The sequence below is a fragment of the Candidatus Acidiferrales bacterium genome (genome assembly GCA_035515795.1).
Taxonomy (GTDB): Bacteria; Bacteroidota; Ignavibacteria; order Kryptoniales; family JAKASW01; genus JAKASW01.
Window position 1 is genome coordinate 60,734 of the sequence record DATJAY010000012.1, and the last position, 21,138, is coordinate 81,871.

At 48.1% G+C, this 21,138-nt stretch carries 17 protein-coding genes; 12 read left to right on the forward strand and 5 right to left on the reverse strand.

The annotated features are described in order from the left end of the window. Positions 1–45 precede the first annotated feature (45 nt). The 5 genes from rnc (at position 46) to VLX91_06295 (ending at position 6,033) form a co-directional block, all read left to right on the forward strand. A complete protein-coding gene (gene rnc, locus VLX91_06275; protein HUI29805.1) occupies positions 46–873 on the forward strand; it encodes a ribonuclease III in 828 nt (275 codons plus the stop codon). Continuing rightward, on the forward strand, positions 870–1,502 hold the full coding sequence (locus tag VLX91_06280) for a class I SAM-dependent methyltransferase (protein ID HUI29806.1): 633 nt from the start codon (positions 870–872) through the stop codon (positions 1,500–1,502). The genes rnc and VLX91_06280 overlap by 4 nt, the downstream gene beginning before the upstream one ends. 76 nt (positions 1,503–1,578) lie before the next feature. After that, positions 1,579–2,679 carry a cellulase family glycosylhydrolase gene (locus VLX91_06285; protein HUI29807.1) on the forward strand — a complete coding sequence of 367 codons (1,101 nt, stop codon included), beginning with the start codon at positions 1,579–1,581 and terminating at the stop codon, positions 2,677–2,679. Between the two features lie 27 nt (positions 2,680–2,706). Beyond that, complete coding sequence (locus VLX91_06290; GenBank protein ID HUI29808.1) at positions 2,707–2,964, forward strand: hypothetical protein; 258 nt, start codon at positions 2,707–2,709, stop codon at positions 2,962–2,964. 237 nt (positions 2,965–3,201) lie between these two features. Next, the gene (locus VLX91_06295) at positions 3,202–6,033 is read left to right on the forward strand and encodes a PAS domain S-box protein (GenBank protein HUI29809.1); all 2,832 of its coding nucleotides are present in this window, start codon (positions 3,202–3,204) and stop codon (positions 6,031–6,033) included. Between the two features lie 155 nt (positions 6,034–6,188). Here the strand turns inward: VLX91_06295 and VLX91_06300 are convergent, their stop codons facing one another. From VLX91_06300 to carA, 3 genes are all read right to left on the reverse strand, one after another. Further along, positions 6,189–8,639 carry an AAA family ATPase gene (locus VLX91_06300; GenBank protein ID HUI29810.1) on the reverse strand — a complete coding sequence of 817 codons (2,451 nt, stop codon included), beginning with the start codon at positions 8,637–8,639 and terminating at the stop codon, positions 6,189–6,191. Between the two features lie 215 nt (positions 8,640–8,854). Beyond that, positions 8,855–9,661 carry a hypothetical protein gene (locus VLX91_06305; protein HUI29811.1) on the reverse strand — a complete coding sequence of 269 codons (807 nt, stop codon included), beginning with the start codon at positions 9,659–9,661 and terminating at the stop codon, positions 8,855–8,857. Positions 9,662–10,035: 374 nt separating this feature from the next. Beyond that, entirely contained in the window at positions 10,036–11,166 is a 1,131-nt protein-coding gene (gene carA / locus VLX91_06310; protein ID HUI29812.1) for a glutamine-hydrolyzing carbamoyl-phosphate synthase small subunit, read from the reverse strand. 184 nt (positions 11,167–11,350) lie between these two features. Between carA and nth the strand changes: the two genes are divergently transcribed. The 5 genes from nth to VLX91_06335 all read left to right on the forward strand — a co-directional run bounded on the left by nth (position 11,351) and on the right by VLX91_06335 (position 15,794). Beyond that, a complete protein-coding gene (gene nth / locus VLX91_06315; protein ID HUI29813.1) occupies positions 11,351–12,148 on the forward strand; it encodes an endonuclease III in 798 nt (265 codons plus the stop codon). A 176-nt stretch (positions 12,149–12,324) separates the two neighbouring features. After that, positions 12,325–12,663: a P-II family nitrogen regulator gene (locus VLX91_06320; GenBank protein ID HUI29814.1), complete on the forward strand. Its 339-nt coding sequence runs from the start codon at positions 12,325–12,327 to the stop codon at positions 12,661–12,663. 57 nt (positions 12,664–12,720) lie between these two features. Then, the gene (gene era, locus VLX91_06325; GenBank protein ID HUI29815.1) at positions 12,721–13,611 is read left to right on the forward strand and encodes a GTPase Era; all 891 of its coding nucleotides are present in this window, start codon (positions 12,721–12,723) and stop codon (positions 13,609–13,611) included. An 84-nt stretch (positions 13,612–13,695) separates the two neighbouring features. Next, on the forward strand, positions 13,696–14,457 hold the full coding sequence (locus VLX91_06330) for a DUF559 domain-containing protein (GenBank protein HUI29816.1): 762 nt from the start codon (positions 13,696–13,698) through the stop codon (positions 14,455–14,457). A gap of 26 nt (positions 14,458–14,483) precedes the next feature. After that, positions 14,484–15,794 carry a DUF1015 domain-containing protein gene (locus tag VLX91_06335; GenBank protein ID HUI29817.1) on the forward strand — a complete coding sequence of 437 codons (1,311 nt, stop codon included), beginning with the start codon at positions 14,484–14,486 and terminating at the stop codon, positions 15,792–15,794. Positions 15,795–15,832: 38 nt separating this feature from the next. Here VLX91_06335 and VLX91_06340 read toward each other — a convergent pair whose 3' ends face one another. Both VLX91_06340 and VLX91_06345 read right to left on the reverse strand, forming a co-directional pair. Continuing rightward, positions 15,833–17,152: a hypothetical protein gene (locus VLX91_06340; GenBank protein HUI29818.1), complete on the reverse strand. Its 1,320-nt coding sequence runs from the start codon at positions 17,150–17,152 to the stop codon at positions 15,833–15,835. A gap of 51 nt (positions 17,153–17,203) precedes the next feature. Further along, positions 17,204–18,385, reverse strand: coding sequence for a hypothetical protein (locus tag VLX91_06345; protein ID HUI29819.1), 1,182 nt, complete (start codon positions 18,383–18,385; stop codon positions 17,204–17,206). Between the two features lie 199 nt (positions 18,386–18,584). Here VLX91_06345 and VLX91_06350 point away from each other — a divergent pair, with 199 nt between their 5' ends. Further along, a complete protein-coding gene (locus VLX91_06350) occupies positions 18,585–19,676 on the forward strand; it encodes a UDP-N-acetylmuramate dehydrogenase (protein HUI29820.1) in 1,092 nt (363 codons plus the stop codon). Beyond that, entirely contained in the window at positions 19,669–21,129 is a 1,461-nt protein-coding gene (locus VLX91_06355) for a DEAD/DEAH box helicase (protein ID HUI29821.1), read from the forward strand. The genes VLX91_06350 and VLX91_06355 overlap by 8 nt, the downstream gene beginning before the upstream one ends. Positions 21,130–21,138: the final 9 nt, after the last annotated feature.

Consider the following 21,138-nt stretch of genomic DNA (forward strand, 5'->3'; position numbering starts at 1 on the left):
TAAATCATAGTCCGTGGCCGTCAGCAATGGGCTGTGAATTAAGCTATGTTTTTTTCTCCAAAAAAAATCCTTGGGAAGTTTCGAGGTGTCCGGACTGACACGTTCGAGGCGAAGCGGCGTCATCTCAGGAAAAAACGCGAGCTTGAAAAGACTCTCGGGGTTAAAATCAGGAACGAAAATTATTTTTCGGAGGCGTTGACCCACCGTTCGGTATTGTCAATCCCGTCGTACGAGGAAAAGAACTCCAACGAGCGCATGGAATTTCTCGGCGATGCGATCCTTAATTTTCTAGTAGCTGAATTTCTTTTCAACGAGTTTCCGGAAATCGATGAGGGGCAGATGACCCGACTTCGCAGCCTTCTTGTGAACCAGCACGCACTCGCTGAATATGCCTCCGAGATCAATCTCTCGTCTTTTCTTTCTTTAAGCACGAGCGCCCAGCAGGCGATAGACAAAGGATATGAGACGATTGTTTCCGATGCCTTGGAAGCAGTGATTGCGGCGACTTATCTGGACGGCGGGATGAAGGCAGCAAAGAGATTTGTCGACAAAATGGTTTTGCCAAAGAAGAAACAGCTCAGCCGGCAAATGTTTAACGCACTTGATAGAAATTTCAAGAGCGCTCTCCTCGAATTGGCACAGTCACGCGGTCTCGGCGCACCGCGGTACAACGTTCTCAAAGAAGAAGGCCCTGATCACGACAGGACGTTTACGGTGGAAGTGTTGGTCGGCGATGAGTCGTGCGGAGTGGGGACGGGCAAAACTAAAAAAGCTGCGGAACAATCGGCAGCCGGAGAGGCATATGAGAAGCTGAAATACGGGAATCAGGAAAGAGACCGGCTCGATCCCTTTTCGGTGAGGGAGCAGAAATGAAGAGCGAAGCCGAGCACGTTCGACTGAACGAGGCGAAGTGGGACGGGTGGTCTCATAGACTAGACGGCGATGGCTGGAGATATCGGTATCTGCGCCGGATGCAAGCCGGTCTCATCTCGCTGTTGGATGTCAGAGAGGGAGTTAATTTCCTCGACATTGGATGTGGAACAGGGTGGGCAGTCGGTCAGGTTGGCAAGCTTGTCGGCGATAACGGCCTATTCTTTGGCATTGACATATCTTCCGTGATGATCGAAAAAGCAAAGGAGAGCTTTACAGGACGAGCGAATTTCCACTTCATAAAGGCAAATGTAGAATCTATTCCGCTCGAAGATAATTTTTTTGACATTATAATATGCACGAATTCTTTCCACCACTATTTAAATCCGGACAACGCGTTGAGGGAGATGCACAGGCTATTGAAAAACACCGGGAAAGTTTATGTGCTCGATCCAACTGCCGACAAATGGATCGTGAAGGTCGCTGGCAAGATAATAGGAATGCTTGAGCCTGCCCACGTTAAACTCTACAGCACAAAAGAGTTTCAGAGCTTGTTCGCCGGCGCGGGGTTGAAATATGCAGCCACCAGAATGGTTGACGGGCATCAGATAGTTCACGTCGGCGAAAGGTAGATTCCGGCAGGATGGCTATTCCCGGGTGAAATGAAACCGGATTAATCAACGGGCTAAAACCCATGGAGGTCTCATCATGTTTAAAGCAGGTTTGTTCATGTTAATTCTCGGATCGCTGGCCATGTCGCGCGCTCAGGATTCGAGATCTTCTGCAATGACAGGTCCGTTTGAGATAAGGACCGGTGTCAATGTAAGTCACTGGCTGTCGCAGAGCGAGAAACGCGGTGAGGATAGAAGGCGTTATATTACGCGAGCCGATTTTGACACGATCGCCTCGATGGGATTCGATCATGTGAGGATACCCGTTGACGAAGTGCAGCTCTGGGATTCGCTCGGGAATAAAGAAGCCGAAGGATTTGAGCTTTTGCACGATGCGATACAGTGGGCATTCGCTGCAAACCTGCGCGTCATTGTGGATCTCCATATCATACGGGCACACCACTTCAACGCCGGGTCGAACAAATTGTGGACCGATCCGGCAGAACAGGAAAAATTGGTGAACATGTGGCGCCGCCTTTCGGATGAGCTGCACCAATATCCGAACGACAAGCTTGCTTACGAAATTCTGAATGAGCCTGTTGCCGATAATCCCGGGGACTGGAATACTGTGCTTAACAAAGTCATAGCTGCGATAAGAGCTAAGGAACCTGAAAGGAAGATCGTCGTCGGCTCAAACAGATGGCAGATTCCGGACACGTTTCCCGAATTGAGATTTCCGGAGAACGATTCAAATTTGATCTTAAGTTTTCATTTTTACAGTCCGCTTGCCTTGACGCATCATACTGCATCATGGACTCCAATTGCCGAGTATAACGGGCCGGTAAATTATCCAGGACAGGTAGTTGACACGTCATACTACAAGGAGATGTCTCCGTCGGCTGCGGATTTCATGAGAACTACTGCGAACGGATATTTTACGAAGGAAGTGCTGGCAGAAAAGATGCTGCCTGCAATAAAGATCGCTAAGCAATACCATCTGCAATTGTACTGCGGCGAATACGGAGTCTATCCGAGAATTCCGGAGGATATAATGCTTCAATACTACAAAGACGTGTGCGAGATATTTAACGAGAACGGCATTGCATATTGTCACTGGTGCTACAAGGGAGATTTCCCGGTGGTCGACAGCCATGGCACGCCAAATCACAAAATGGTTTCAATCTTGACGGCAAAATAGAAATGAAAGCCTGTCGGACGCCCATCGGTGCCACGAAAGGAGAACACGCGAAATAATCTCGGACGCAAAGTCTGGACGCCAGACTTAGTTGTCTCTCGGAATGTCGACACGCTGGCCAAGAACGCAATAGTTGTGCCTGATAAAGTGAACGTGGAACAGGGGGAGTTACATTTACCACCATGGAGATTACTCTTAGGTAATGGTCCTGAAAATGTAACGGCATCATACGATTTTCCAGCGTGTTTCATGGGCTTTGTCGTGGCATCTTCTTTGAACCCTCTTTAATAGTATCTAAACGTAGGTTAAGTATGGCCAGACGACCGGGTGGAGGATCGATCTTTCTAACCATTTCTTTTCTGCAGCAGGTTCCTTCACTTTTAAACAGTTGGTCAATACACGGAACGAGAGGTTATCCAAGACAACGACCTCTGAATCTATATGTAGAATCTCACACGTAAGTAATTCAGTCGTTGCCGTCCGATATCTGATAGAGAGGAAAGGAGAAGAAGAACGCTTTTTAGATTGAAGCTGGAAAGCTACTCCGATCAGGAACTTGCCGAGCGCACAAGCTCCGTCCGCGCCGTCCTTTTGTTGTTGGCGATAGCCGTTACTCTCTATGCGGCCATCATGTCAATCGTATTCAGCGAGCACATCTTCAGATGGATTGGTTTGGAGGCCTTGACGGTTACGTTCACATTTGTTGCTTTGTGGTTGAACGGAAGGGGCCATGTCCGGGCTGTCGTCATTTGCGCCCTTATATATTTCTGGATGGTGATAACCGGATTTGCGCTGACTTCGGGTGGCATAAGAGGTCCGGCTGCTGTCATGTATTTGGGTCTCGTCTTCAGCGCAGGCCTGTTCTTTGGAAAGAATGTCGCGATCTTCGCAGCCATCGTATGCAGCCTCTCCGACCTGGGCTTCGTGTACCTGAGCGCTCATGGCCTCCTGCCTGCTCCTATATCACATTTTAATGATATCAGGTTCTGGATCGCGCATACTTTTGTCCTTTCCCTGTCCGTAATTCTTCCAAGTGTGGTGACGCGAAGCATAAGAAATGCTCTGCATAAAGCAACTGATGAAATAAATGAGCGTAAATCAGCGGAAGCTGCATTGTTTACCTCCAGACAAATGCTCCGCTTAGTACTCGATACGATTCCACAGCGCGTATTTTGGAAAGATCAGAACCTGAAATATCTAGGCTGCAACGAATCATTTGCGGAAGACTGCGGTTATGAAAAGCCTGAAGACGTTATTGGTTTGGATGATCACGACATAGCATCGGTCCAAACGGCGGATCTTTACCGGGCTGATGACCGCGAGATAATTGAAAAAGATTTGCCGAAACTCATGTATGAGGAGCCTCAAGTTAGATCGGACGGTGCGCTGGCCTGGTTGATAACCAGCAAAGTTCCGCTGCATGACGCGGACGGAAAAGTCATAGGAGTGCTGGGAACCTATGAGGATATCACCGATAGAAAAAATGCCGCGAGGGCGGTCCTCGAGAGTGAATCGAAATACCACAGGTTGATTGAATCCATGCCTGATGGATACTATCGCAGCACGCCGGAGGGCAAGTTTATCGACATCAATCCGGCTTTTGCAAGACTCCTTGGCTATACGCGGGAAGAATTACTTGAGATGGACATACCGAATGCTCTCTATTTTGACAAATCGGAGCGGGACGATCTCGTGAAGGACCCCGAATCCAAGTCGGGAACCGAAATCTATCGGCTCAAGAGAAAAGACGGGACTGAAGTCTGGCTCGAAGACCATGCGCGTTATGTTCGAGATGATCAGGGAAAGATGGTGTACCACGAAGGAATCTGCCGCGACATCACGGAGAGAAAGCGAGCCGAGGAAGCACTGAAGCGGCAAAGATTATTGTTCGAGAATTTTGCAGATGTAATTCTTTACTTCAGGCACTCCGACGGCAAAATTATTGAAGCAAACAGAGCCGCCGAGACTGCTTATGGTTATTCCCGTGATGAGCTGCTCACCAAGACTATCTATGACTTCAGTGTCAATGAAACCTCCGAAGAGGTGCAGGCGCAAATAGGCAAGGCTTACTCAAGTGGAATTGTTCTTGAAACGGTACACCGGCGCAGAGACGGGTCTACTTTTCCGGTCGAGGTAAGATCGGGTGGGCTGACGATGGGAGGCGAACGTGTTCTGGTAAGCGTTATCCGCGATTTGACCGAACGCAACCAGCTTCAGGAACAGCTTATCCAATCGCAGAAGCTGGAAGGACTGGGACTCCTCGCAGGTGGAGTCGCTCATGATTATAACAATATCTTGAACGTTATCATGGGCTACACGGATATCCTGAGATCAAAATTGGAAAAAGATGATCCCGACAGGCAACGGCTTGAGGTCATCATGTCTGCCGCAAACAGGGGGGCTGCGCTGACGAGACAACTTCTCGTTTTTGCAAGGAAAGATGTCGTATCACCGCGAGCCATCAACATGAATTCTTCCATAGAGTCAATTCGGAAAATGATGGAGACGATAATCGGCGAAAATATTAAACTCGTCTCTATTCCCGGAGATCGCCTGTGGAACGTTTACATAGATCCTTCGCAGCTGGATCAAGTCATAATGAACCTGGTGACAAACAGCAGGGATGCAATCGATGGAGTCGGGACGATAAGCATCAAGACTTTCAATATGCATGTGCACGAGAAAAGCGCCGAGAGACCTGTCGATTTGAGTCCGGGCGACTACGCAGTCCTGTCGATCACCGACACCGGACGAGGAATGCGGGAAGATGTTTTGAAAAGATTATTTGAGCCGTTCTTCACAACGAAACCGAAAGGGCGGGGAACCGGGCTTGGACTTTCGACGGTGTATGGGATAGTGAAACAAAACAATGGAGCCATCGATGTGGCAAGTAAACCGGGAGTGGGGACAAGGTTTCAGATCTTTTTGCCCCGCTATTGCGGCGAACCGGAGGAGCTGGAAGAGGACATTTCTGAAGAGCCATTGAAGGGAACTGAGACAGTCCTCGTTGTCGAAGATCAGGCTGAACTTCTTGATCTGGTAAAATTCAGTTTGGAAGAGTTTGGGTACAGCGTACTATCGGCGATAGATCCTCACCAGGCGCTTTTGATTTGTGAAGCATTTCCGAAAAAGATCGACTTGCTGCTGACCGATGTAATCATGCCCACCATGAGCGGCAAGCAGCTGAGCAAGAGAATTCTCGCCCTGAAACCCGACACCAAAGTCCTGTATATGTCAGGCTACACGGCGAACGAGCTCAATCATCACGGCGTTCTTGCGGATGATATCAATTTCATACAAAAGCCCTTTAATGTGATCGACCTTCTGAAGAAAATGCGGGGTGTGCTGGACAAGTAGACCGCGTTGTTGATGTCAAATTAATTTTTGGCTTTAATTAAATTTGGAAATGCCAATGCACGGCGAAAAGCCGAGTGTGATAATCAAGGCGGTTTTAGATAAGAAACTTTGACTAGTGCTAGGATTCAATCCTCGCACAACCCGTAGGGGAAATCCTACTTAGTTTTTCTCTTCCTGCTTTTCTTCCTACTCGTTTCTTTTTCTTCCCCCGACATCTCCTTCAATCTCTTCGCCACAAGGTGGAACACGGAATTTTTTTCGTACTGGCCTTTCCTGTCTTGCTTTCCTGCAGCTACACCGGTCAGGATTTCTATCCCATCCTCAATTCGCTCGACCGGATAAATGTGGAACCTCTTTTCGTTCACTGCCCGGATTACTTCATCGCGGAGCACGAGGTCTTTCACGTTTCGCTGAGGTATGATGACTCCCTGATCGCCAGTCAAACCTTTCGACTTGCAGACCTGGTAGAAGCCCTCGATCTTCTGGTTCACTCCACCGATCGGCTGAACATCGCCTTTCTGGTTCACGCTTCCTGTGACTGCGATGCCCTGCTTTATCGGGAGGTTACTAAGACTCGACAGCAGCGCATAGAGTTCGGTTGACGACGCACTGTCGCCATCGACGCCGCTGTACGATTGTTCAAATGCAATACTTGCCGAAAGCGAGAGTGCCTTTTCTCTCGCAAACTTCTCGCGCAGGTAACCTGAAAGTGTCATGACGCCTTTATCGTGGACTTTTCCCGACAAATTTGCCTCGCGCTCGATGCTCGTGATTCCCGCTTTGCCCATTCCGACTGCGGCCGTAATGCGCGTCGGCTTTCCGAAAGAGTAATATCCGATATCGTAAACGGCGAGTCCATTCACCTGTCCAACGCGTTCACCAGTCGTATCGATCATGATCATGTCCCTCTCGATCATTTCCTGGACTTTATCTTCGGTGAGATTGTTCCTTTCGATGAGCGATTCGAGACTCTTGCCGACATCTTCTCTGTTGACGAGTTTGTGCTCATTCTTGCTTGCCCAGAAGCTCGCTTCACGGAGAAGGTCGGCGATGTCACTGAACCGGGTCCAGAGTTTATCCTGCCGCTCCGCCTGACGTGCAGCGAACTCGATTACTGCTGCCACGCCTGATTTGTCGAAGTGCATCAGATTTTCCGCCCTGCATATTCGCGAGATGAACCTTGCATACTCTGTAATTTTCTCGGAGTCTAGTCTTACTTCGCTGTCAAAGTCTGCCTTCACTTTGAAGATCTTCTTAAAGTCCTCCTCGGCGTCGTACAGAATGTCGTAGACATACGGATCGCCGATGAGTATGACCTTCACGTTGATGTTGATCGGCTCCGGTTTCAGAGCGATCGAGTTCAATTGGAAAAAAGTGTCCAGCGGCTGGATCTCCAATTTTCTGTAAATCAGCGTCCGCTTTAGAGCCTTCCAAACTCCTGGCTCGGTCAGCGCGTCGAGCGCGTTCAGCACTATGTAGCCGCCGTCCGCGCGAAGGAGCGCTCCGCCTTTGATTTTTGTATGATCGGTTTGAAAAAATCCACGCGCGTCGATCAGTCTTTCGATTGTTCCGAAAATATTTGTGTAAGTCGGACTCGTTTCAATTACGACTGGACAACGCTCCCGATCCGTGTTGTCTTGAATCAGGTTTACCCGGTAGACGATGAAGGGATCGCTTGCCGGTCTTGGCGGCTGAGCCTCGGAATCCTGTTCTTCACCTCCCTTGAAGATTTGTATGTTGTTCAATGTATATTCTTGCACCAGCTTGAGATAGTCGAGGACCGCCTGGTTCATTTTGAATCGGTTCTCCAGTTCCTCAAATATTGAGCTGACGACCACCGAGACGGTTTGTCTCTCCATGTCCTGGATTTTTCTTACCATTTCTCCCGCAACCGTAGAGCCTTTTCGCGCCACCGCGGCAAGCTCTTTTCTGAACTCCTGTAGTTTGTGTTCGGCATCTATGTAATCTTTTGTTGTCAATTTGCCTTCGCCTGCAAGCTTTTCAAGCTCTTCGATGGGAACGGGTTTGCCTTGAAAGACAGGGAAAACCTGCGGCTGGGTGATCGGTCCGATTTGGACGGGCACGAGCGCGAATCCTTCACTTTCGATCTTCCTTTGAAATTCCGTGAGGAGAGCCTTCTCTCTTTTCTCGTACGACTCAACAATCTTGCTCCTCGCATCTGTGTAAGCTTCGCCTGTCAATAACTCCGGGATTTTTCTGATGAGATAGCGGACCGTCGCTTCGAGATCTTCCTTGAATTTTTTCCCCTGACCGCGGTCGAATTCGAGCAGATGCGGATTGTCCGGCTCTCTAAAATTGAAGACGTAGCACCTGTCGGGGGATGGCGTGCACTCCACCGTAATTTCTTCCAAGAGCCGTTTGATCGTGGTGAGCTTCCCGGTGCCGGCGAGCCCGCTGACGAAAATATTGTAGCCGGGACTCTTTATATTGACGCCGAACTTCAGAGCCTTCACGGCTCGTTCCTGGCCTATGATGGAATCGATCGGTTCTAATTCTTCGGTGGATTTGAATTTCAGTTCGCTTTCCGGACAACGCCATGTCAACTGTTCCGGGGTCAATTCGCGATACGTCTTTCTAGTCTTCAAGATATGCCCTGCCTTTTCTTCCAATTTATTCGGCGGAGGAATTAATAGCAATTAGATGCCGGCAATCGACGACGCTCGTTTCATCCGCTGCATCATGGCTTTGATTACAAAAAAAGAGGTCCGCCGATTTCTCAACGAACCTCCAGCTCTCCTTCGAGTAAAATTCAGATTCTACATGGAAGATCGAGACGCTTGTTACACGTTACTGGTCAATATCAGAACGCCCAGCGCCAGTGATCATCCCAGTCGCCGCATCTTCCGTTATTGAACGAAGCTCTTATCGCCTGCTGGATCATAAGGTAAGTGCGCAGCGACATGTCCGTCGGATCCAGAATGGCTCCGTTGAACGGATTGACGAACCATGATCCCATGTTGAAGTTGAGCGCAACGTTCACCATCGTTGTCGGATTCGTAATCGTGAAGGTCCCTCTCACCTTGAACTCAAGGTTCTGATTGTCTTTGAATTCGAACGGAACCCACGCGGTGTCTTTATGAACCGCTCCCCAGACTACTATCGAGTAGTTTGTCGTAGAGGAGTCGTCCGTGCTGCCGGGCTTGTGATTAAAGTCGTCGCTGTCCCAAAATCTCTCGGCAGGTGCGAGCCTGTGAATATCGAATTTTATTCCAGTATAAGTTCCTGCCGGGAGGGTATCGCTGGCAAAACTTATCGCTGCAGTATCGCCCACGTGTACCGCGAAGGGTCCGCGGAAAGTCACGCTGGAGTTGTCCTCATCGACGTTGATGAACGGGATGCTCGTGCTGGTATCAACCGTGACCGTATCGATGTCGGACTCAAACCTTATTCTCGCGAAGACTACGATCGCACTGTCGATGCGTATAGAATCTACTCCGGCCGTTGTGGCGCTTGCTTTCTTAAACCCAACCGGCGTACCTGTATTTGAAAACGCGACCGACATAGTAACATTCCCTGATGAAGATGAGGAAACGGGGTTGGTCGTCTTTGTACATCCGAAAACAATGAATGAAATTAAAAGACAGCCTATCGCTTTCCGAAAAGACATATTTCTCTCCTTTTCTTTTTCTGCATAATGTTCATTTGATGTGCCGAAAAAAATAGACGAAAATGATTTGTTTTGGTTTAAATGTTCTTGAGAGGGCGAAAAGATTGCTCGGTTTCCGTGCAAAGTTTGCACGCGCATGTCAGTTGGGTTTTTGAAGGAAGGGATAATTTTTCAGCAGCAGCGCGGACCGTTGCTGCGGTCGGAGAAAAATCCTTTCAGGAATTCTCTGAACGCGTCCCAGAAGCGCATTATGAGAAAATTGTCATTGCGAGGAACGGAGTGACGAAGCAATCCCTTTGTCTCGCCATAATAAACATGGGGATTGCTTCGCTTCGTTCGCAATGACACGTGCCCCTCTCTTTTTTGCCTCTCTCTCATTTTGCTGCAACGCTAGTTTGTGTATGCGTCAAGGCAGTCTTCGTCTCCATGATAGACATGAAATTGTCGAAGAGGTAATCGCTGTCGTGGGGGCCCGGTGACGCTTCAGGATGATACTGCACGCAGAAAAGCGGCAGACTCCTGTGGCGAAATCCCTCGAGCACATTGTCGTTCAAGTCTATGTGAGTCACCTCGTAATCGGAAGGGAGACTACCGGGGTCGACTGCGAAACCATGGTTGTGCGAGGTGACTTCGACTGTTTCGTTCAACAAATTTTTCACGGGGTGGTTCGCGCCGCGGTGACCGAATTTAAGCTTATAAGTTTTTGCGCCGGCCGCAAGCGCGAGTATCTGATGTCCGAGACAAATTCCGAAAATCGGTTTACGCCCGATAAGCTTCTTCACGTTTTCAATCGCGTAAGTGACTGCTGCTGGATCGCCGGGTCCGTTCGAAAGAAAGACTCCGTCCGGGTTGAGCTTCAAGACTTCTTCTGCCGGGAGACTTGCAGGGACAACGGTTACATCGCAGTGCCGTTCATGAAGCTTGCGGAGGATGTTTGTCTTGATGCCGTAGTCATATGCAACGACTCTGAAGCCCTTCTCGGTATCATCTTTTCCGTTTGAAGAATATTTGTACTGGTTTTTTGTGGTGACGACCTTTGCCAGGTCGAGGCCGGACATCGATGGAAACTTCTTTGCCTTCACGACGAGCGATTTGTCGTCGAGGTCGGTGGTAGAGATTACCGCGTTCATTGCACCGGTGGTCCGGATGATCCGTGTCAGCCTGCGCGTGTCGATGTTTTCGATCCCGACTATATCGTTCCGCTTGAGGTAATCTCCGAGGCTTTCCGTCGCGCGGAAGTTGCTGTAGAATTTACTGTATTCTCTGACGACAAATCCTGCGACCTGAGGCTTTGCGGACTCGACGTCTTCTGGATTTACGCCGTAGTTTCCGATATGAGGATAAGTCATCGTGACGATCTGACCGCAGTAAGATGGGTCAGTGAGAATTTCCTGATAGCCGATCATGCTTGTGTTGAACACAATTTCTCCCGCCGTTTCGCCGGAACCTCCGAACGATTCGCCGGTGAAGACAATTCCGTTTTCAAGTGCCAACTTAGCTATCAATTATTTTCTCCGTGCTTTTATTAAAAATACGAATCGGAAATGTTGATTACAATCCGAAGCGAGCGAAAACTCTAAATCGTAATCACTGGACTTTAAACAAATCGTAAATTCAAAGGCCGAAGGTTCAAAACTATCAAAGGTGTAAGGAAGCGAATTTTGAAATTTAGGATTCTGGATTTTCGGCGTGTCTAAGATTTCCTATTTAGAATCTACTTCCTTTAAAATTGCTTTTGTGCCATCGATTTTCTATGTTTTGTACATGAAAAGAAAACCTAAAACCAAATCTGTTTCTAAAGCTAGATCTAAACCCAAGCCCAAACGAATCATCCACAAGAAGAAAGTGTCGAGCGTGAGGGTTGTTCGAGACTGGGCCAAGGCTATGAATCCTATCTTCGAGAACTACGGACAAAGGAAGCACCCGCTGGATTACAGGAACAAATACCAACTTATGGTCATGGTTGTTCTGTCGGCAAGAGACTCGGATAGGCACATAAACTCTATTGCGCCAGCTCTCTTTGAGAAATATCCGTCGATGAGGGAGCTGTCGAAATTGGAGCCGGAAGATCTCTATCCGTACATTAATACGGTCACAAACTTTCCTAACAAGGCAAAATGGATTACTTCAATTGCTAAGGCAGTTGGCGATGACGAGAGTATTCCGTCTACCCTTGACGAGTTGACGAAGCTTCCGGGAATAGGAAGAAAGTCTGCGAATGTAATCATCAGCGAGTCAGGCGGGATAGCCGAAGGAGTTATCGTCGATTTGCACGTTCTCCGAGTCGCACCGAGGATTGGAATCGCAAAGGGCACCAATCCGGAAAAAATCGAGAAGCAGATCATGGAGAAAGTGCCCCAAGAATATTGGAGGGCAGCGGGAATGGGCATGTCTTTTCTCGGAAGGGAAATCTGCCGCCCTAAGAATCCGAAATGCGAAGAATGCGTCGTCAATAAAGTATGTGAATATTATGCGGCCCTGAAGTGATCGGATGCGGCGGCACGGAAAATATTAAAGTCTTGCCGGCGAAAATTTATGAGGCGGTTGCATCTTCACTTCATCTTTCCAATATTTAAGCGAGAAAATGCCGCGATACGGCATCCCGCGCACATTATCGGTTCTAAATCAGCGGGAATGGTTCTAACTTTTAAATAAGGGCTAACATGAAAAAAATTGAAGCTATCATTCGACCTTTCAAAATCGACGACGTCCGCGAAGCGCTGGTTGAAATCGGAATCAAAGGCATGACGATAACGGAAGTCAAAGGATACGGCCGCCAGAAGGGGCACACAGAAATGTACCGCGGGTCGGAATATCAGATCGATTTCCTGCCGAAGATGAAGATAGAAATCATTTCTCCGGATGATAGTGTTGACAAGATTGTAGAGACGATTATTAAAAGTGCGAAGACGGGCCAGGTAGGGGACGGGAAAATTTTTGTTTATCCTGTTGAAGACGTCATACGGGTCCGAACCGAAGAGAGCGGCGAAGCGGCATTATAGCAATTCCAGTGAAAAGTTGAAAGCTCTTCGCGGTTCGCTCTTCACTATCGGTTTAACATGAGCTTCAAAGCCGGTTACGTTGCACTTGTCGGTGAGCCGAACGTGGGGAAGTCGACTCTGCTGAACGGGCTCCTCGGTCAAAAACTTTCGATTGTAACTCCCAAGCCTCAGACAACACGCCACAAGATCGCGGGTATCCTCACCAAGCAAGATTTTCAAATTGTCTTCCTCGATACACCCGGACTAATCAAGCCGAGGTACGCGCTTCAGGAAGTGATGATGGCTTTCTCGAACGCGGCGCTCCATGATGCAGACATCGTCGTTTTCATTCTCGACGCGAGCGGCGCGGCCAAATCGTTGAAAAACTTAAGCGTCCTCAGCCGGTCGTTCCCGAAGGGTACGCCGGTCTTTCTTGCGTTGAACAAAATCGATCTCGTGAAGAAGAACGAAATACTTCCTCTCATTCATTCTGCGAACGAGGTTTACCCTTTCAAAGAGATCATTCCGGTTTCTGCTCTCACCGGTGAAAATCTTGAGGACCTTGAAAATACCATCGTGAAATACCTGCCGGATGGGCACGCGTTTTATCCCGAAGATTATGTGAGCGACCGCGACGAAAGATTTTTCGTAAGCGAGCTGGTGCGCGAAGAGATTTTTAAAACGTTCAAAGAGGAAGTGCCGTACTCTACGACGGTCGAGATTGAGGAGTTCAGAGAAAAGGATGACGAACGCAAAACTTACATCCGTGCTATCATCTATGTCGAGAAGGAATCCCAGAAAGGAATAATCATAGGCAAAAAAGGTGCGGCGCTGAAGCAGATCGGGCAAGAATCAAGAAAACAAATAGAAGAACTGATCGGCCACGAAGTGTTTCTCGAGCTGTTCGTCAAGGTGAGGGATGGATGGAGGGACGATAAGAAGACATTATCACGTCTGGGGTATAAGTAATAAGAGGCCGGAAGATGGAAGCGAGAGGCAAGCGATGTTGCATCGGGGGATTTTAGTTTCAAGGCTCGGGTTTTATCTTATATCATGCCTCGTGGTGAAGTCTTAGTCTCAATCCTGAACAATGAAGATGATCTTGAGATACTAAGAAAAAATCTCTGGTATCGTATCCCTGTCAGCAGCGCGAAAAAATGGTTAAGCAAGCGCTGGCCTCCTGAATTGATGGCTTTTTATCAGACCAGCATTTTCGGAAAAGAAAAGTATTCTATCCGCTATTACGGGAAGGTAAAAGAGATAAGGGAAGCGCGCCGGTGTGAACTCTTTCCAAACGAAGCTGACAATCCCAAGACGGCCCGTCTTTATTACAAGATTGTTCTTTCTTCTCTGGAACAACTAGAGAAACCGATCAGAAGCAACAGGGGGAGGCGTCTGATTTTCATTCCCACAACGTTTAAGAAATTCCAGAAGGCCACGGAAATAAATGACTTGTTCGATGAGAGCAAGCTTGAGGATAGGCTGTGGGCGGGATTCAAGAAAATGAAGATCGCGGCTGAAAGACAAATGTTCGTCCGGCCGGTGGGGAAATTCTGTGCGTTGGATTTTGCATTGTATTGTGAGGAAGGCAAAATGGATGTCGAGACGGACGGAGATTATTGGCATGCGAATCCCGAGAGAGCGGCGGCAGATAATTTCCGCGACAACAGTTTGAAGACGGCAGGCTGGGATGTTCTCAGATTCAACGGACGCCAGATAAACGATCATCTCTACGATTATTGCATTCCGACGATTAGTTCCAACATCCGGAAGTTAGGCGGCGTGCACAAGAGCAGAATCAGGTTCGACGAATGAGCATAAAGAAATCAAGGAGAAAAACCATGGAGAAGGTTCCGCATGCGGGCGCGGCTGTCAAACCGTTTAAAGCAGTACACTACAACCTCAGCAATCTTTCGGAAGTCGTCGCGCCGCCTTATGACGTGATCGATAAGAAGCGTCAGAACAGCCTTTACGAGAAAGATCCCAACAACATCATAAGGCTCGATCTGAATCGCGAGACAAATCCATATCAGGCAGCGGCAGCAGAGATGCAGAGGATGCTGAAAGAAAAAATTCTCGTGCAGGATAGTGAGCCGGCGATATATCCTTACTTCCAGACATTTGATACTCAGAGCGGGGAATCGGTTACGCGCCGCGGTTTTGTGTCGTGGATCAAGTTGGAGCCGTTTGAAGCCGGCGTCGTTCTTCCGCATGAACACACGCTGTCGGGACCGAAGATTGACCGGCTGAATCTGATGACCTCAACGAAAGCTTCGTTCAGCCAGATATTCAGTCTTTACGGCGATGGGAATAAGGTCGCTGAAAAGGAATATGACAAGTTGAGAATCGCGAAACCGTATTTGGAAGCCGACTACGATGGAGTGAATAACAAAATTTACCGTATCACCGATATGGGCATCGTGAAGACCTTTCAAAACGTCATGAGCAAGATGGCTGTTTACATAGCCGACGGCCATCACAGGTACGAGACGGCTTTGGAATACCAGAAGTTGATGCGCGCGAAGAGTCGGAAACAGGACGGCGAAGCGGCGTACGACTATATAATGATGTACTTCACGAATATCTTCGATTCAGGGCTTGTCGTTTATCCGACCCACAGGATTATTCACAGTTTGAGCAGTTTCGATTCGGGAAAGTTCTTACAGGCAACGAAGAATTACTTTGATTTGGATCCCAAGTCTGACGTCGGAGAATTAGCAGACTCACTCGCACCCGCCGGCGCCCATTCTTTCGGAATGATACTTCCTCAAAAGAAATATTTTCTCATGACGTTGAAGCGAGGCGTGGATGTTCTTTCGATTGTGAAGGAAGACGCTCCCGCACCTGTGAAGAGGCTCGATGTCACGCTGCTCCACGATGTCGTTCTCGGGCAGACGCTCGGGATATCGAAGGAAGCGCAGGAGAAAAAGTTGAACATCAACTACACCATCGATAAGAATGAAGTTGATAGCGCGGTTCAGTTCCCGCAGGCGGGATCTTCGACCGGCAAAGGTCAGATCGGATTCCTCCTCAATCCTACCAAAGTAGAACAGGTTCGCGAGGTCGCGGATGCAGGCGCCGTCATGCCGCAGAAGTCGACTTACTTTTATCCGAAGCTTCTGTCGGGGATGCTGATTAGTAGTCTTGAATAGAACCGCGACTTAAGTCGTGGGTTCTACATGAATCTTAGTTACTTGATTACGAGATTTATCTCTTTGAAAGTCGTGCCATCGGCACCCGTATTGACGCCGTTCGTGTATTCGCTGAAGTGATATTGCAGATCAAGGTGATCGGCTAAGAAGGCGAGAGGTCCATCCTCGATGTCAACTATATCAAAAGCTGCAAGTAACTTGAGAAGTCCACTTAGCTTGACGCTCGTTCCAAGAGTAGAATAGGAATATCCGATTCCTTGATAGGTAACTCCAAATGGAAATTCCACACCTTCAAAGGAGCCGCCGCGGACGTAAAGGAATTCCGCCAATTGTACCTGCCAACCTTTTCGCAAGGCGACTTTCCCGTATGTCCTTCCAAGAATCAGGTTGTCGATAGGCTCAATGTCGCCGATGCCGGATTTATAAAAGTTCTCGTAGGAATATCCATATCCATTATTGCTTACTGGGGTTATGGCAATCAGTTTTGCTGCGGCAAGGAGATCCTCTGCTTCCCTGGCCCAGATAAACGAAAACAGATTCCAGTTTCTGTTCTTGATATCCGTCTTTATGCCGATTTCGAAATTTAATCCAAGGGTTGCGGTTCGGGGTAAAAGCGGGCTCGGTGGATAGGACACGTATTCCCCTATGTTGCGTCTCGCGTATCCTATGTTTATGTTAAATATGGGGCTCATATCTGGCGACAGAATAATCGGTTGATCGGCAAGATGAGAGGCAATTTCCACAACTGGTATCTGTGCCATGATACCGTAGTCATGAGCATTTGCTTTGGGGCTGAGTTGGTTCCCGGTCGAATCAAGACCTGCTTCTTCTAAAGCTACACTTTTGAAAGTATACCCTAATCCCAATTTCACGAACCAATCGAATCCTACTCCGATGGCGTAATCTTCTTGTCTCTCCGACAGGTGGAAGAAACCAGACGTGTCCATCTGCGCAGTCGTCCATTCAACTGTTCCTTGATCAAGAAATACTCTTGAATAACCTGCGCCTAAGCTGCATTGAAGAGGAAGTTTCAAAAAGTTTCCTAAATTCATCCCGATGTTTGCCGCTGAGGTATTCAAAGAATGATCACTCGTCCACGAGATATTTGGCAGCCAGGGGGTTTTTTCTACATATATGCTTGTGTTCAAAAATCCGGTGAGGCTGAAAAGACCGAGCTGAGCCGGGTTCGCGATCGTCGCAGTTGCATTGTCAGAAGGAAGAGACGCGGCGATTCCCGCCATTCCATTCGCATCGGCGGAAGGTTGAATCTCCATGACTCCAGCGTCAAGTAGTCCTTGAGCATCTGCAATTTGGATTGTTGCGCTAAAGAGGCACAACACCAAAAGAATTCTTTTCATTTTTCGACCTCGTTCTTTGTTTGATCGCAAATGTTTCTTGTTGATGGAATATCATTTCAGGACTATGTTTATTGACTGAAATGTTGTTCCACTAATGAGGCTGTTTACACTGCTCATGTAGTTGCTGAAATGGTACTGGAGATCTAAATGATTGAGGAAGTAAGAAAATAATTTTGAATCCGGTTCAATAATGTTCAACGACGCAAGAAGCTGTAAAAATCCGTTCAACTTGAAGCTCTCGCCATAAGTGGAGTAAATAAGTTCTCCTGACGCCGTGTATGATCCACCGCGGATATATAGGCACTCTGCAATTTGGAACTGCCAACCTGTTTGTAAATAAATTTGCCCGAATGTTTCGCCGAGAACGAGATTGTCGAAAGGTCTGATGCCGCCAAGGCCGTTCTTGTATGAAATGGTTCTTGTGTACGGGCTGTCATTCGCAGAAGAGACATTTACAAGAATGTCTTCAGCTTCCCGTCCCCATGTAAATGTCAGTACCTTCCATGGTTTGTTTTTCACTTCTGATTTCAGGCCAATCTCGAAATTCCATCCGAGTACGCCTTGACGTGGGAGCGGATCGGATTGCCCCTGGATGCCGTAGTTAACTTCACCTCCAACATTTCTTCTTGCATAGCCAAACGTTAAATCGAACATCGGAGAAATTTTCCCATTACACCTGATCGGTGTCTCGTATGCATCGGAAATAATATCCACTACAGGTACCTGCAGGATGGCTCCGTAGTCGTGCGCGGGAAGTTTTGCTGCGCCTACGCCCGAATCCTGAGGTGCTAATTCTGAATCTATCCACTTGAAACTGTAACCTAAGCTGAGCTTCACTTTGTAATCAATTCCAATCCCGAAAGAAAGGTTGTCCGACTTTTCGTAAGCGTGCCATGTTCCGATTGGAGTCGGAGCGTAGGGCGAGGTCTCTGTGAAATTTCCCAAATCAAAATAGACCTGTGAATATCCTATTCCTAGACTGATCGGTGCAGGAAGAGCAAAATATTTGTTGAAGTTCATTCCGGCATTGAATGCAGTAGCGTCTAAGCTGAGATCATTCGAGAAACTCGGCAGCCATGGTGTCTTTGGGCTATATGTGCCGGCGTTAAACAAATTATCCAAACTGAAAATCCCGAGCTGTGCCGGATTTGAAATCGTGGAGATTGCATCGTCTGAAATTAATGATGCTCCGATTCCGCCCATGCCGTTTCCTTCGGCAGAAATAGGGATCATTAGAAAAGGGACTCCAGTTTCAACTTGGCCATAACTCTCTGCGGTGCCGAGAATCGCAAATGCTAAAAGAATTATCCAAAGGCTGTGACCCACATGACCTCCTTTTTCTTCCTTGAAAATATAGATGACACCATCGTCGATGTCAATCCCTGCGGGCCGTGAGCTATGAGCTATCCGCTAATTTGTTTATCTTTAATATATGGCGGTTCTGCAAGACAGATTGACAGGCATAAGATCCAACGTTTCCCTTGCTCCGTATACTACTATCGGTCTTGGCGGCAGCGCAAAATATTTTATTTCCTGTCCGACGGTTGATGAGATTTGCTCTGCGATAGAATTCGGCAGAAGCGAAAATCTTCCGATTGTCGTGCTCGGCGGCGGGAGCAATATTATCTTTCCGGATGAGGGCTTCGAGGGGCTTGTTATCAAAATCGATTACAAAGGAATCCATTTCGAAGATGATGGCTCGCGCACGGTTGCTCGTGTAAATGCCGGCGAAGGGTGGGATGATTTCGTAAAGTTGTGTGTTGAAAAAGATCTTGCGGGTGTTGAGTGTCTGTCGGGAATTCCCGGCTCGGTCGGAGCGACGCCGATACAAAATGTCGGAGCTTACGGACAGGAGGTCAGGGATACTATTGTCTCCGTGAAGGCAATCAACATAGAATCGCTCAAGGTTGTCGAGCTAAATTCGGGGAGGTGTGAATTTGGTTACCGCAACAGCCGATTCAAAACCAGAGATAAAAATAAATTCGTGATTGTCGAAGCCGGTTACAAATTAATGAATGCAGGAGGGCCGACTGTAAAGTATGATGAACTTCGGGAATACATTGAGTTAAGAAGAAAACGGACTGGAAATGGGAAACAGGAAACTGAAGAGTTAAGCTTGAATACGGTGAGGGAAGCGGTGTTGGCGCTTCGAAAGAAGAAATCCATGATAATCGACCGTGATGATCCGAATTCTAAATCGGTGGGATCATTCTTTGTGAATCCGATTCTGTCGGAAGTCGAATACAAAAATTTCAAGGAAAGGTTAGTTTCTGCCGGAATCAAGCGTGCGCCATCTTACAGGGACACAAACGGGATTAAGATTTCTGCAGCGTGGCTCGTCGAAAACTCAGGTTTTCAAAAAGGCTATAAGAGAAATGGAGTCGGTATCTCGTCGAATCACTCGCTTGCACTGGTGAATTATTCGGGGACCGCCAGAGAAATCCTTTCGCTTGCTTCCGACATTGAAAATGCCGTATTTGAAAAATTCGGGGTGAAGCTCCAGAAAGAGGCTGTAATTGTTTAAAGAATTCTTAAAGAAAGTTTTCGGCAAGAGTACAAAAACGGAGACTGGACTCAAGAGCGCGAAGGTCGGGGAAGAAAAACCTGATCTAAGTTTCCGGCGTCCCGTTCCCGGTATAAGACCACCGGCGACATGGGACAACTCCCAATTCGCCGTTTTGCCGGTTGATGGAAAGAAACGATTCCTGGATTTCGATTTGCCTGTCGAAGTCATGCACGCGATTTCCGATCTGGGCTTTAAATATTGCACGCCCATACAGGCAGCAATCCTTCCCAAACTCCTCGATGGGCTCGACGCCGCGGGCCGTGCGCAAACCGGCACGGGTAAGACTGCGGCATTTCTTATTTCAATGATGACATATCTATTGAGGAATCCGCTGAAGCAGCCGATCCGGAAATCGCCTCGCGCATTGATACTTGCTCCGACGAGGGAATTGGTTCTGCAAATAAAAAAAGATGCGGACGGACTATCCAAATACTCCGGCCTCCATGTCGCTGCAGTGCTCGGCGGAATTGAATATAAGCAGCAGAGAAATATCCTGGCGGCGGAGAAGATAGACATCGTGGTTGCTACTCCCGGCAGGCTCCTGGATTTCATGAAGCAGGGAAGCATTCGCCTCGACAAAGTCGAGATTCTCGTAATCGACGAGGCGGACAGAATGCTCGACATGGGGTTTATTCCCGACGTGCGGCGGATCATCGAGAGCACGCCGCCGAAATCGAAGAGACAAACAATGCTTTTCAGCGCGACCCTGACGCCAGAAGTCAACAGGCTCGCCTCGAGATGGACGCGTGAGCCGAGCATCGTGGAGATTGAGCCGGAACAGGTTGTGGTGAAAGCGATAAAACAGATTTTTTATCTTACGACCGACTTCGAGAAATTTAAGATTCTCTACAACCTGATCGCGGTTCGCGGTCTTCAGAGAGTAATGGTGTTTGCAAATAGAAAAGATACGGCGAGAGAATTGAAAGACCGGCTCTCGTCACACGGAATAAACTGTGCTCTGTTGTCCGGCGATGTCGAGCAAGTCAGGCGCATCAAGCGTCTCGAAAACTTCCGTTCCGGCAAAACAAAAGTATTGGTAGCGACTGACGTCGCCGCACGCGGACTCCACGTCGAAGGCATAAGTCATGTCGTGAATTTTACACTCCCCGAAAATCCTGAAGATTATGTTCACCGGATCGGGCGAACGGGTAGAGCGGGTGCAAGCGGGATATCCATAAGTTTTGCAACGGAAACGGATGCGTACAGCGTTCCGGCAATAAAAGAATATCTAGGCGAAGATGTCAAATCTGTTTATCCCGAGGACGATCTTCTGACTCCTCTTCCGGAGCCGAAATTTGCTGTTCAACCGGCGAGCTCACACGGAAAGAAATTTCATCGCCATGGAAGCCATCAGAAGAATAGGAGGAGCTCTTTTCCAAAAAGCAGCCATTCCGGCGAGAGAAGAACATAAGAAATTTTG